Origin of the sequence: Rhizobium sp. AN68 (genome assembly GCF_030758035.1) — a bacterium.
Classification (GTDB): domain Bacteria; phylum Pseudomonadota; class Alphaproteobacteria; order Rhizobiales; family Rhizobiaceae; genus Agrobacterium; species Agrobacterium tumefaciens.
Window position 1 is genome coordinate 657,090 of sequence record NZ_JARWMI010000002.1, and the last position, 12,642, is coordinate 669,731.

Genomic DNA, 12,642 nt, shown 5'->3' on the forward strand with positions numbered 1-12,642 from the left:
CCCGTCGACGAAAGGGAGATGCCCCTGCCCGCCGCAAACGGCGGGCAGGGGCTGGCGAGACGATCAGGATGCCGCGATATGCGCGAAGGCCAAGCTGCCCGCGACGCCTTCTGCACCGATAGTGTGATCGGCAATGCGCTTGTTAAAGATGGTGATTTCAGGTGCCGCAACGATGTCGATGGCAGGAACGTCATCGACGAGGATCTGCTGTATTTCCTTCCATTGCGCGACGCGCTTGTCCGGATCGATCTCGACAGCGGCAGCTTCCAGCAGCGCATCCACCTTGGGGTTGCTGTAGGCGGCGCCATTTGAGAAGGGCACGCCCTTCTTGAAGTTTTTCGACCAGTATAGCCGCTGCACACCGACGGTCGGGTCGAAGAGATTGCTCATGCCCTCATAGGCAAAATCGAAATCGCGATCCGTGTAGATGCGCTTGGTATAGGTGGCGAAATCCTGCGTCCGCACCGTCACATCCACACCGACCTTCGCCAGCGCCTGGCGAATATAGTCCGCGCCACGCGGATAGGCTTCGGTGCTCGGCACATAGTCCAGATTGAGCTTGAAACGGATACCATCCGCGCCGCGCTTGTATCCCGCCTCGTCCAGCAGCGCTTCGGCCGCCTTCAGATCGATCGGATAGGTCTTCAGATCCTCGACAAACCATTTCGTCAGCTTCGGATTGATCGGGCCGGTGATTGTCGCGCCATAGCCATAATTGACCGTGTTGAAGATGACTTTGCGGTCGATCACATGCGCGAAGGCACGGCGGACGCGGACGTCCTTGAACACGTCCTTCTCGAGGTTGAACTCAACGCGGCTGATCGAATTGGTATATTGATAGCCATTGGTCTCGAAGCCGAGGCTCGGTAGCTCCTTCAGGCGGTCGAGATCGCTATAGGCGACCGGGGTGCTCGGAGCGAGATCGATCTCACCGGTTTCGATTGCGATGGCACGGGCCGACGCATCTGGAATGAAGCGAACAATCAGCTTGTCGAGATAGGGGCGCGGCGCATCCCAGTAATCGGCATTGCGCTCAAAAACGATATGGCTGCCGCGCACCCATTCCTTGAACTTGAACGGGCCGGTACCAACAGGCGCGAGATTGATGGGATTTTCGGTAACTTTCGTACCTTCATAAAGATGCTTGGGCACGATAGGCGTTTCAGCAGCGGCAAGCGCCGTTATCAGATACGGCGCAGGCTTGGAAAGAACCAGCACGGCCGTCAGATCATCCGGGGTCTCGACACTGGTGAGGTTCAGGAAGGTATTGCGCCCGCGCGGATGCACTTCCTTGATGGTGTTGACGGAGAACGCCACATCGGCAGATGTGAAAGGCTTGCCGTCATGCCATTTTACACCGGGTCTCAGATTGAAGGTGTAACGCAGGCCATCGCCGCTGACATCCCACGATTTGGCCAGGAGCGGCTTGGGATTGAGGTCGAAATCATAGGTCAGCAGCCCTTCTGTGACCTTGGGCGATATATAGACGGAATTATAGGCTGTGTGTGCGATCGTCGTCAGCACCGGCGGCTCCGATGAGATGAGTAGGGTGGCTGTGCCACCGCTTGCCGGCTCCGCCGCGTTGAGCTTCAGCCCCGGCAACGACACCACGCCAAGAGCCACCGACGCCAGCAGAAATCCGCGGCGCGTCGTCTGGTTGAAAACAGTCATGCGATACCTCTCCTTAATTGAACCGGCGAAAAACCGGCAAAACTGAACGGCCGCGCTTGGGAAGAAGTTTGTTCCGCAGACGAGAGTGAGATTGGCATGAAGCACCAACCATTCTCATAAATAGGAATTATCTTTTCTTTATGGCGCATATTTCCGTAAATTTCAGAAAATAATTCTATTACTCTTTGACAAATTCCATAAAATTAGTCAACTAATACCAACGCCTTTACGGGCCGATTTCATGTTTTCAAGCGAATGGACTGGAGCCGATGTCGAATTCGAAACGGATTTTATCGCAGGCAAGGCGGGTGGCCATTCAGGCCGTCCCGACGGTTCTCGGTATCGTCATCCTGAACTTCTTCCTGCTGCAGCTGGCGCCTGGTGATGCGGCTGACGTGCTGGCCGCGGAAGCGGGTTCGGCGACCGTCGAGACCATGGCCGAAATTCGCTCACGCTTCGGGCTCGACCTGCCGGTCGTCCATCAGCTCATGAACTATCTCGGCAATCTGGCCCAGTTCAGCCTCGGCTTTTCACCCCGCTACGGCATGCCGGTCGCCGATCTTATCGGCCAGCGATTGCCCGGCACGCTGGCGCTGATGGGAGCAGCACTTGGCATTGCGATTTTCGTCGGCGTTTTCCTCGGCTCCATCATGGCGCTCTTTTCCGGCAAGCTGCCGGACCGGATCATTTCGATTGGCTCGCTAATCTTTTATTCCGTGCCGGGCTTCTGGATCGGCCTGATGCTTATCCTCACCTTCTCGGTCAAGCTCGGCTGGCTTCCGTCTGGCGGCGACAGCACCATCGGCAGCAGCCTCACCGGCCTCGACGCCCTTCTGGACAGGCTGCGCTATATCGTTCTCCCCGCCCTTTCGCTGGCGCTTTATTTTCTGGCGATTTATGCCCGCCTCACCCGCGCGGCGATGCTGGAAGTCAAATCCCAGGACTATGTGCGCACGGCACGGGCAAAAGGCGTTTCACCCTTCCGGCTCACCACACGCCATATTCTGCGCAACGCACTTATCCCGATCACCACCATGGCCGGCATGCATATTGGTGGCCTGCTGGGCGGTGCGGTCGTGGTGGAGACCGTCTTCAGCTGGCCAGGCCTTGGCCGTCTTGCTTTCGAGGCCGTCATGGCCCGCGATTTCAGCGTGCTACTCGGCATTCTGCTTCTCTCTTCTCTTGTCGTCATCATTGTCAATGCCGCCGTGGACCTGTTGCAGGCATGGCTCGACCCCCGCATCGGAGAAAGCCGATGAATTCCTCCCAGACATCAGCAGTTCTCGACGCGGCCGAACTCAGTGCCGAAGAGAGCAATCCCAAACCTAAAAAACCTGAAGAAAAAGTCTGGCCCTATATCCATGCGCCGGACGCGCTTTCAGCCCGCTCCGTCTCCGTGCCGCGGCGCGGCTTGCGGCGGGAACTGAAGATTTTCCTGACCAATCCCAACGCCATCGTTGGGCTGCTGTTCCTTGCCACCGTCCTCATCGCCGCTGTCACGGCCCCGCTGATCTATCCGGGCGATCCGCTGGAAATGGTGGCCCGCCCCTTCCTCTGGCCCGGCCAGAATCCAGCCTATCCGCTCGGCACCGATTCCATGGGGCGTGATGTGCTGGCGGGCATCGTGCATGGCGCACGCATCTCGCTCACCGTCGGTGTCGTCGCCACCCTGATCGGGTTGACGATCGGCATAACAATCGGTGCTTTTGCCGGTTATTTCGGTGGCGTCATCGACGATATTCTCGTGAAGATCATCGAAATCTTCCAGACATTGCCGAACTTCGTGCTGCTGGTGGTGCTCGTCGCCATTGCCCAGCCTTCGGTCACCACGGTAACCTCGGCAATCGGCATCATTACCTGGCCACTTGTTGCGCGCCTGACCCGCGCCGAATTCCGCGCCATCCGCGAGAAGGACTATGTGCTTGCCGCACGAAGCCTCGGTTATGGCCATGCGCGTATCGTGTTTCAGGAAATTCTGCCCAACGCCCTGCCGCCGATCATCGTCACCTCCTCCGTCATGGTGGCGGGTGCGATCCTCATGGAAGCAGCCCTTTCCTTCATGGGACTTGGCGACCCCAACCGTGTTTCCTGGGGTTCGATGATCGGGTCGGGACGCGACGTCATTCGCACCGCCTGGTATCTGACCGCCCTTCCCGGCCTCGCCATCGTCTTCACCGTCATTTCGCTGAATCTCATCAGCGACGGTCTCAACGATGCGCTAAACCCCCGTTTTTCGGAGGAACGCCGATGAGCAAACTTATCGAAGTCCACGATCTCTCCGTCAGCTTCGGCTCAGCCCAACCGGTCAAGGGCGTCAGCTTCGATGTGCAGTCCGGCGAAATGCTTGCAATCGTCGGCGAAAGCGGCTCGGGAAAATCGCTGACTGCGCTCGGCCTGATCGGCCTGTTGCCGTCGCATGCAAAAACCGGTGGGCGTGTTCTGCTCGAAGGCCGCGATCTCCTACCGCTTTCCGAGCGGCAATGGCGCGGCATTCGCGGCCGCGATATCGGCATGATCTTTCAGGAACCGATGACGTCGCTGAACCCGGTCCTGACGGTGGGCGAACAGATCGTCGAGGTGCTGCGCATCCATGAAAGGATCGACAGGCACCAGGCGCGCAAACGCGCCATCGAGCTTCTGGACCTCGTCAATATTCCCGACGCCCAGCGCCGCGTGGACGATTATCCGCACCAGCTTTCCGGCGGCATGCGCCAACGCGTCATGATCGCCATCGGCGTTGCCTGCAATCCCAAACTACTGATCGCCGATGAGGCGACGACCGCGCTCGACGTGACGATACAGGCGCAGATCCTGCAGCTGCTCGACAATCTGCGCCGCGATCTCAATATGGCCGTCATCCTCATCACCCACGATCTTGGCATTGTGGCGCAATGGGCCGATCGGGTCATGGTCATGTATGCCGGCCGCAAGGTGGAAGAAGGATTGCCTGAACCGGTTTTCTCCAATCCTTACCACCCCTATACGCGCGGCCTGCTGGCTGCCTCTCCGCGCGCCGAAGACGGCCAGCATTATCGCGACGGCCCACTCATCGAAATTCCGGGTTCAATCGTTTCCGCTACGGGCGAGCGCGGCTGCGCCTTCCGGCCACGCTGTCCGAGCGCCCGCGGTTTCTGCGGGCAGTTCGTACCGCCGCTGAGGCTCGTCTCGGAAGGTCGCTACGCCGCCTGCCCCTTCGTATCCCCCACATCCCAAGAGGTATCCGATGACGCTCTTGTCAGTGCATAGTCTTTCCACCCACTATTCGGGAGGACGCGGAACAGTCCGCGCCGTCGACGATGTGTCGCTCGACATCGAGGCGGGCGAGACCGTGGCGCTGGTGGGTGAATCAGGCTGCGGCAAATCCTCGCTCGGCAAGTCGCTGATGCGGCTGGTGGAGCCCACTTCCGGCAGGATCACCTTCAAGGGCGCCGATGTCACGGCGATGTCGTCGTCGCAGCTGCGCGGCATCCGCCGCCGCATCCAGATGATCTTTCAGGACCCATTCGCGTCGCTCAATCCGCGCCAGACGGTGCGAACCATCCTTACCGGGCCGTTGAAGGTGCACGGCATTGGCGACAGGGCGCAACAGCGGGAGATCGTCGAGGCGATCGTCGCGCAGGTGGGTCTGCCACCGGATGCACTCGACCGCTATCCGCACGAGTTTTCCGGCGGCCAGCGCCAGCGCATCGGCATTGCCCGGGCGCTCGTTCTCGAGCCGGAACTGGTCGTCTGCGACGAGCCTGTCTCGGCGCTCGATCTTTCCATACAGGCGCAGATCCTCAACCTTCTGGTGGAGATGAAGAAACGGCTTTCGTTGTCCTATCTCTTCGTATCCCACGACCTTTCGGTCGTACGCTATTTTTCCGATCGCGTTCTCGTCATGTATCTCGGCAAGATCGTGGAAAGCGCGCCGACCGCGGAGCTTTGGGCCTCTCCGAAACACCCCTATACCCGTGCGCTTCTCGCGGCCGTTCCCGATCCCGCGCGCCGCAAGCAGGCAGCGCCCATTTCCGGCGACCTGCCGAGCCCCCACAACCCGCCATCCGGCTGCCGGTTTCACACCCGCTGCCCGCTCGCCACCGATCTCTGTCGCGAAAAAGCGCCGGATTACACTCTTTTCGGCAAGAACCACGCCGTGGCTTGCCACCATGCCCAATAAACTGAAGGAGCAACCATAATGGTCGACTATCGCTATCTCGGACGCAGCGCGCTGAAAGTTTCACCGCTGAGCCTCGGCACGATGATGTTCGGAGGCCCGACGCCGGATGACGTGGCCTTCCGCATTATCGACAAGGCACGCGAGCAGGGCATCAACTTCATCGACACTGCCGATGTCTATCACGACGGCAAGTCGGAAGAAGTCGTTGGTCGCGGTATCAAGGCCAGTCGCGATCACTGGGTTCTGGCAACGAAATTCGTCAATTCCCACACCAAGGGTCCGAACCTTGGCGGCCATTCGCGCAAATGGGTGATCGAGACCGTCGAGAATTCGCTTCGCCGTCTCAACACCGACTACATCGATATCCTCTATTTCCACCGCGCCGTCTTCGACGCGCCGCTGGAAGAGCCGGTACGCGCCATTGCCGATCTCATCCGTGCGGGCAAGCTGCGCTATTTCGGCGTTTCCAACTTCCGGGGCTGGCGCATCGCCGAAATTTCGCATTTGGCCGATCAGCTCGGCATCGACCGGCCTATCGCCAGCCAGCCGCTTTACAACATCGTCAACCGCACAGCGGAAGCCGAGCAGCTGCCCGCGGCACATAATTACGGGCTGGGCGTCGTTTCCTATTCGCCGCTGGCACGTGGCGTGCTGACCGGCAAATATCAGCCGGGTGAGCAGCCGGGCGCAGATACCCGTGTCGGCCGTGGCGACAAGCGGGTTCTGGAAACCGAATGGCGCCCCGAGTCGGTCGAAATCGCCCAGAAGGTTGCGGCGCACGCCGCATCAAAGGGTGTTTCGGCAGCGGATTTTGCGCTCGCCTGGGTGCTGAACAACAAGTTCGTCACCGCCGCGATCACCGGCCCGCGCACTGAAGACCATTGGGACGGTTACGTCCGCGCCCTCGATGTGAAGATCGATGCGGAAGACGAGGCGCTGGTCGACAGCCTTGTGACGACAGGCCATCCCTCGACACCGGGCTTCAACGATCCGAGCCATCCCGTCGAAGGCCGCGTGCCGCGCAATATCGAACCGGCTCCCCGCCCGGTCGTCAAGCCGCGCGCGGTCGCCTGATCGTCCAGAAGAAAATGCCTGCGGCGCGACCGTGCCGCAGGTCATCACATCCGCTCAGGGAAAATCCGCAATGTCCAATCCTAAAATACAGACCGCAACCACCGATAATTCCGGCGTGCCGAGCCGAGACGACATTCTGGCCCGCGCCAGGGACATTGCGGCTGTTGCCGCCAAGGATGCCGCTCGCCGTGAGCGTCAGCGGGAACTTCCCTTCGAAATCTTCGGCCTGATCAAAGAAGCCAAGATCGGCACGCTGCGCATCCCCGAGGCCAAGGGCGGACCGGGAGGCTTGATTGCGGACTATATAGAAGTGCTGATGATCCTCGGGGAAGCTGACAGCAATATTCCGCACGCACTCCGCAGCCATTTCAATTTCACAGAAAACCTCGCTCTCACACCGATCGAGCTCGAGGATCGGCGGCACCTCGAAAATGTCCTCACCGGCAAGCTCTTTGCGGGCGCCAGCACGGAACAGGGGACCAAACGCCCCGGTGAAATCACCACGCGCCTCAGCGCCGATGGCGACCGTTATCGTCTGAACGGCCGCAAATGGTATGCGACCGGCACCGCCTTCGCAGATTTCGGCACCTTTAGCGCTGTCGGCGACGACGAACAGCCGATCGGCGTCCTCATTCCGCTTGATCGGCCCGGGATCACCATTCTCGACGACTGGGACAGCATGGGCCAGCGCATGACGGCAAGCGGCGGCGTTTTGCTTGAAAATGTCGAGGTGCTCCCGCATGAACTGACGACCCGCAAGCTCGGCAGCCAGATCGGGCGCCACAGCTCGGCCATGCGACAATTGCACCTCGCTGCCTCTGCCGCCGGTGCCGTTCAGGGTGCACTCAACGATGGCATCGACTATGTTCTGCGCCAGGCGCGCACGACGCTCCACAGCAGCGCCGAAACCGCCAATCAGGACCCCTTTGTGCAAAAGATGCTCGGCGAGATCAGCGCCGGTGCCTTCGCCGTCAAGACGCTGATCCGCGAGGCGGCAAGAACGCTCGACAGGACCGCCGCCGCCTTTTCCAGCGGCGACGAAGAGGCGATAGAAGCGGCTTTGCTGGAAGGTTCTCTCGCCACCGCCCGTACCCAGATCATCGCATCGCAGCTTTCACTGACGGTCGCCACCAACCTTTACGAACTCGGCGGCGGATCGGCGACGTCCAGCGAGCGGAATTTCGACCGCCACTGGCGCAACATCCGCACGGTCTACAACCACAATCCGCTTGCCCACAAGGCGCGTGTCATCGGCGACTACTATCTCAACGGCACCACGACGCACCTCAGGGAAGGCCGTGTATTCTAGCCATGAAGGGAAAACGGCCATGAGAACGGAATTCATCCCTCCTTCGGTCGCAAGAGCGGCTTTTCGATTGCCAACGCTTTCCCGGCTGCCGCCGCTGACGGCCCTGCGCGCATTTGTCGTGGCCGCGCGTCACGCCAGCTTCTCGCGGGCGGCGGAAGAACTGCATGTCTCGACTGCCGCAATCGGCCAGCAGGTGCGCATTCTGGAAACCCATCTCGGGCACACACTCTTCAGCCGCCAGCGCGGCGAGCTGGTGCTGACCGAGGCCGGCAGCACGCTTTACCCCGGCCTTGCGGACGCTTTCGAGACTATGATCGGCAGCCTTTCCGATCTCATGGCCTCCGGCGGCCGGCGGCAGGTGAAGGTTCTGGCGGAAGGCTGTTTTGCGGCCCGATGGCTGGCGCCGCGGTTGGGAACCATCGTTCCAGCCCTTGGAGACGTAGATATCTCGATTGAATCTCTCGAGGGCGACGCCATCGACCTCACGCATTTCGATGCCGATTGCGCGATCGTCGCCACCCACGGACAAATCCCCGGTTTCATTCACGAACCGCTTTTTGCCGACACCGTCAGTGCCGTCTGCACCCCGGATTTTGCCACCCGCCACCAGCTTGGTGGTGAACCCGAGCGGCTTCGGGATATCTCTTTTGCGATGTTGCGCGGCAACGGCACCGATGCTGCCTTCGAATGGGCAAACTGGCTGCGCGCCTGCCGCATTCCGCTTCGGCTTTCCGCAGCAGGACCGCGCTTTTCGCGTCAGACCGCGCTGATAGAGGCACTCTTGTCCAGCCACGGCATCGGCCTTGCGCGCCACTCGCTCATTTCCGAAGAGCTTCGAACCGGCCGTCTGATCGCACCTTTCGGCGCACCTCAGCCGACCGCCAGCCGGTATCATCTTCTAACCAGTCCTGACAGGCGGCGGCTGCCGGAAATCGCATCTCTACTCGCCTTGTTGCGCGAGGATACACGCTCACTCGAAGCCGCCGCCTGAACACGCCCGTCCCACATCAGGCGCGTTCCCTTTGCAACTCCCTGGTCGTATGGATGTTTTCCGGCCGGGGCAGGCCGTAATGATCACGCAGCGTGTCGCCCTCGTAGTCCTCGCGGAACAGCCCGCGCTGTTTGAGGATCGGCACGACCTCGTCGACGAAAATATCGAACCCGCCATTCAGCCATGGCGGCATGATGTTGAAGCCGTCGGCAGCACCTTCACGGAACCAGGTTTCTATCCAGTTTGCCACCTGTTCCGGCGTTCCCGAAATCACCTTGTGGCCGCGCCCGCCGGCAAGCCGGTGCAACAATTGCCGGATCGTCGGATTTTCCCGGTCGATGACATCGAGAACCAATTGATGCCGGCTGCTGTCCGCCTGCGCGCGCGTCGCTTCCACCGCCTCCTTCGGCAACGGCTGATCGAGATCGGTCGATGAGAGATCAATGCCTGTAATGCGCTGCAACTGCCCAAGCGAAAAGGCCGGCTGGATGAGATCGTTGAAACTCGCCTCGAGCTTTCGCGCCTCCTCTTCGGTGGAGGCGATGAAGGGGCTGATTCCCGGCAGGATTTTCACATGGGCGGGATTGCGCCCCGTGGCCGCCACGCGCCTCTTGATGTCGGAATAAAAAGACCGCGCACTCTCCAGAGTTTGATGCGCGGTAAAGATTGCCTCGGCATAACGGGCAGCAAAGCCACGGCCGTCCTCCGAAGAGCCGGCCTGCACATAGACCGGCCTGCCCTGCGGCGAGCGTGGCAGGTTAAGCGCGCCCCGCACCCGGTAGAACTCGCCCTCGTGACTGGCGGGATGGATGCGGTCGGTATCGGCGAAAAGACCGCTCTCCTTGTCGGCGACGATGGCATCGTCTTCCCAGCTGTCCCAGAGCTTTGTCACCACATCGACGAACTCAGTCGCCTGCCGGTAACGGTCGGCATGCGGCGGATGCTGCTGGAGATTGAAGTTTCCGGCCGCCGCATCGGCGGAGGTCGTCACGATGTTCCAGCCCACCCGGCCGCCGCTGATATGATCGACCGAGGCGAACAGCCGCGCGAGATTGTAAGGCTCGTAATAGGTGGTGGAGGCCGTCGCAATGAAGCCGATCTTTTCGGTGACGGCCGCCAAGGCCCCCAGCATGGTGATCGGTTCCAGCCGGTGCCGGGCGGCATAGCGGATATTAGCGTCCAGCACCGGCGCATCGGCAAAGAAAATGGCATCCAGCTTTGCCGCCTCGGCCTTGCGGGCGATATCCTGGTAGAGCCTTATATCCGTGACGCGCAGTGGCTCCGACTCGGGGTGGCGCCAGGCTGCTTCATGGTGCCCACCCGGATAGATGAACGCATTGAGGACAAGCTTCTCGGATTTTCTGCTCATGGCGATGAACCCTTTTCAACTTTGACGCGGCTTTAAACGAGAGGTGAGGATGCGCTTACGCCTCCTTCGTCACCCACGCTTTGGCGAGATTGCCGCTGAGACCCTCCGCCCCTGTCGCGTAGTCCTTGATGCGGACGCTGCCGACGACCGGCTGGATTGGCGAAACGAGATTGATGACGGGAAGATCCTTGGCGACGACGGCCTGAAACTCCTTGAAGAAGGCTGCGCGCTTTTCGATATCCGGCTCCACCGCGGCCGCTTCCAGCAGCCGGTCCACTTCCGGATTGGCGTAGTGGCTGGCATTCGAAAACGGCAGGCCGATCTTGAAGTTCTTGCTCCAGTAGACACGCTGCACGCCGGCCGTCGGATCGAAGGTATTGGAGAGGGATTCGACTGAAAGGTCCCAGGCGCGATCGGTATAAACGACCTTCACATAGGTGCCGAAATCGAATTTCTGGATATCCGCCTCGATGCCGATCTTGGAAAGCGCCTGCGCTATGAAATCCGAATAGGTCTGCGGGTTGAACGGGTTGGTGGTGACCCTGAGCTTGAAGCGCTTGCCGCCATCCTTGCGCGGAAAGCCCGCCTCATCCAGCAGCTTTTCCGCCAGCGCGACGTCGAATTTGGCAAAACCGATATCCGGATTGTGGAACTTCGCAAGGCCGGGGCTGATCGGCGTGGGCGATGGCACGGCGTAACCGTAAAGCACGGTATCGATCAGCGCCGGAACGTCGATCGCGTGGGCAATAGCCTGCCTCACCTTCAATTCCTTGAGATATTCGTTCTCAAGGTTGATGACGAGCTGGTTCTGCTGACCGGCATAGGCGTAGATGCGGTCATCCACCTTCAGCGTCGGGATGGATTTCAGTCGTTCCAGATCGGCAAGCGCCACAGGGTTCGGGCCAATGTCGCCCTCTCCGGTTTCCAGCGCCGCCGCGCGAGCGCCCGCATCGTTGATGAGGCGAATGATGACGCGGTCGAGATAAGGACCTGACGCGTCCCAGTAGTCGGCATTCTTTTCCAGAAGAATATGGCTGCCCGGCACCCATTCCTTCAGGACGAAGGGACCGCTGCCGATGATCTGGGCGGGTTTTGGATTGTCAGTCGGCTTGAAGGTCTCGAAGATGTGCTTTGGCACAACAGGCGATTCCGACGAGGCGAGCGCGGTTATCAATCCCGGCGCCGGCTTGGAAAGCTTCACCTTTGCGACCAGCGGATCGGAAGTATCGACGCTTTCAACATGCGAGAAAGTCGCCCGGCCGCGCGGATGGGCTTCCTTCAGCCGCAGGATCGAGAACTCCACATCTGCCGATGTCACCGGCTTGCCGTCATGGAACTTCGCATTCGGCTGCAGATGAAAGACATATTCCAGCCCGTCGGCGGAAACGCTCCATTCTTTGGCAAGGCTCGGCTTGGGCGAAAGTTCGTAATCGTACGTCAAAAGCCCGTCATAAATCTTCGAGCCGATGAACTGCGGACCGCCCGCACTGGTATTGATTGCCACGAGCTGCGTCGGCTCGGGAAAATAGACGATCTTGAGCGTACCGCCCGAAACCGGCTCTTCAGCAGCAGCGAAAGAACCACCTGGAAGCGCCACGAAAGCGCCGGCGGCGAGTGCAATTTTATGAAACTGGCGTCTGGAAAAGGTCATGTCTGTCTCCGATAAAAATCCGATGTGCGGGGTGCGGCATCTCAGTGCAGTTGCGGGAACCCGTGACGCTCGGCGAGGATTTGCAAAATGCGTTTCGTGTCCTGAATGAAGTGCGTGTCGCCTTTGGTCGTCGCATCGGCTGGTGCATCGCCGGTAAAGACGAACAGCGGCAACGACTGGTTTTCCTCACCCACGACGGCGATGACCGCTTCGCGCGGACGCTGAAAACCGACCCGGTGGATATCAATCCCGGCGGCAAGGTCCGGAAAGGCGGCAAGCAGGCCTTCGATCTGGTTACAATGCGGGCAGACGAACCGGACACCGGGGTGCTTGGGGTCTTCAAAACCGGGGGCGATCAAAAAAAGCGTATCCTTGGCCATGGCATCCATCGTGTGCGGGTGAGATTTCATGGACACAG

11 protein-coding genes are annotated in these 12,642 nt (G+C 60.3%); 7 read left to right on the forward strand and 4 right to left on the reverse strand.

Going from position 1 to position 12,642, the window contains the following annotated elements; genetic code table 11:
• Positions 1-63 precede the first annotated feature (63 nt).
• Positions 64-1,671 carry an ABC transporter substrate-binding protein gene (locus tag RBH71_RS06395; RefSeq protein ID WP_111802630.1) on the reverse strand — a complete coding sequence of 536 codons (1,608 nt, stop codon included), beginning with the start codon at positions 1,669-1,671 and terminating at the stop codon, positions 64-66.
• A gap of 269 nt (positions 1,672-1,940) precedes the next feature.
• Between RBH71_RS06395 and RBH71_RS06400 the strand changes: the two genes are divergently transcribed.
• The 7 genes from RBH71_RS06400 (at position 1,941) to RBH71_RS06430 (ending at position 9,204) form a co-directional block, all read left to right on the forward strand.
• Entirely contained in the window at positions 1,941-2,930 is a 990-nt protein-coding gene (locus tag RBH71_RS06400) for an ABC transporter permease (RefSeq protein ID WP_065687801.1), read from the forward strand.
• The gene (locus tag RBH71_RS06405; protein ID WP_003511114.1) at positions 2,927-3,922 is read left to right on the forward strand and encodes an ABC transporter permease; all 996 of its coding nucleotides are present in this window, start codon (positions 2,927-2,929) and stop codon (positions 3,920-3,922) included. The genes RBH71_RS06400 and RBH71_RS06405 overlap by 4 nt, the downstream gene beginning before the upstream one ends.
• A complete protein-coding gene (locus RBH71_RS06410) occupies positions 3,919-4,917 on the forward strand; it encodes an ABC transporter ATP-binding protein (RefSeq protein WP_065659601.1) in 999 nt (332 codons plus the stop codon). Before RBH71_RS06405 ends, RBH71_RS06410 begins: the two co-directional genes overlap by 4 nt.
• Positions 4,895-5,830, forward strand: a complete 936-nt coding sequence (locus RBH71_RS06415) for an ABC transporter ATP-binding protein (protein ID WP_003511116.1) — start codon at positions 4,895-4,897, stop codon at positions 5,828-5,830. The genes RBH71_RS06410 and RBH71_RS06415 overlap by 23 nt, the downstream gene beginning before the upstream one ends.
• 18 nt (positions 5,831-5,848) lie before the next feature.
• A complete protein-coding gene (locus RBH71_RS06420) occupies positions 5,849-6,904 on the forward strand; it encodes an aldo/keto reductase (protein ID WP_003511118.1) in 1,056 nt (351 codons plus the stop codon).
• 70 nt (positions 6,905-6,974) lie between these two features.
• Positions 6,975-8,213, forward strand: coding sequence for an acyl-CoA dehydrogenase family protein (locus RBH71_RS06425; protein ID WP_111802631.1), 1,239 nt, complete (start codon positions 6,975-6,977; stop codon positions 8,211-8,213).
• 19 nt (positions 8,214-8,232) lie between these two features.
• Complete coding sequence (locus tag RBH71_RS06430; RefSeq protein ID WP_111802632.1) at positions 8,233-9,204, forward strand: LysR substrate-binding domain-containing protein; 972 nt, start codon at positions 8,233-8,235, stop codon at positions 9,202-9,204.
• Between the two features lie 16 nt (positions 9,205-9,220).
• Here the strand turns inward: RBH71_RS06430 and RBH71_RS06435 are convergent, their stop codons facing one another.
• From RBH71_RS06435 to RBH71_RS06445, 3 genes are read right to left on the reverse strand one after another with little or no spacing between them, the layout of a single operon-like run.
• Positions 9,221-10,573 carry an LLM class flavin-dependent oxidoreductase gene (locus RBH71_RS06435; protein ID WP_111809996.1) on the reverse strand — a complete coding sequence of 451 codons (1,353 nt, stop codon included), beginning with the start codon at positions 10,571-10,573 and terminating at the stop codon, positions 9,221-9,223.
• Positions 10,574-10,628: 55 nt separating this feature from the next.
• Positions 10,629-12,224 carry an ABC transporter substrate-binding protein gene (locus RBH71_RS06440; protein WP_111788629.1) on the reverse strand — a complete coding sequence of 532 codons (1,596 nt, stop codon included), beginning with the start codon at positions 12,222-12,224 and terminating at the stop codon, positions 10,629-10,631.
• A gap of 41 nt (positions 12,225-12,265) precedes the next feature.
• Positions 12,266-12,604, reverse strand: coding sequence for a DUF3088 domain-containing protein (locus RBH71_RS06445; RefSeq protein ID WP_026330699.1), 339 nt, complete (start codon positions 12,602-12,604; stop codon positions 12,266-12,268).
• Positions 12,605-12,642: the final 38 nt, after the last annotated feature.

Excerpts from the sequence above, each read along its gene's own strand:
- RBH71_RS06415 (WP_003511116.1), top strand. The coding sequence starts at position 4,895 with ATGACGCTCTTGTCAGTGCATAGTCTTTCCACCCACTATTCGGGAGGA.
- RBH71_RS06420 (WP_003511118.1), top strand. The coding sequence starts at position 5,849 with ATGGTCGACTATCGCTATCTCGGACGCAGCGCGCTGAAAGTTTCACCG.
- RBH71_RS06445 (WP_026330699.1), bottom strand. The coding sequence starts at position 12,604 with ATGGCCAAGGATACGCTTTTTTTGATCGCCCCCGGTTTTGAAGACCCC.
- RBH71_RS06440 (WP_111788629.1), bottom strand. The coding sequence starts at position 12,224 with ATGACCTTTTCCAGACGCCAGTTTCATAAAATTGCACTCGCCGCCGGC.
- RBH71_RS06400 (WP_065687801.1), top strand. The coding sequence starts at position 1,941 with ATGTCGAATTCGAAACGGATTTTATCGCAGGCAAGGCGGGTGGCCATT.
- RBH71_RS06410 (WP_065659601.1), top strand. The coding sequence starts at position 3,919 with ATGAGCAAACTTATCGAAGTCCACGATCTCTCCGTCAGCTTCGGCTCA.
- RBH71_RS06405 (WP_003511114.1), top strand. The coding sequence starts at position 2,927 with ATGAATTCCTCCCAGACATCAGCAGTTCTCGACGCGGCCGAACTCAGT.
- RBH71_RS06430 (WP_111802632.1), top strand. The coding sequence starts at position 8,233 with ATGAGAACGGAATTCATCCCTCCTTCGGTCGCAAGAGCGGCTTTTCGA.
- RBH71_RS06435 (WP_111809996.1), bottom strand. The coding sequence starts at position 10,573 with ATGAGCAGAAAATCCGAGAAGCTTGTCCTCAATGCGTTCATCTATCCG.
- RBH71_RS06425 (WP_111802631.1), top strand. The coding sequence starts at position 6,975 with ATGTCCAATCCTAAAATACAGACCGCAACCACCGATAATTCCGGCGTG.
- RBH71_RS06395 (WP_111802630.1), bottom strand. The coding sequence starts at position 1,671 with ATGACTGTTTTCAACCAGACGACGCGCCGCGGATTTCTGCTGGCGTCG.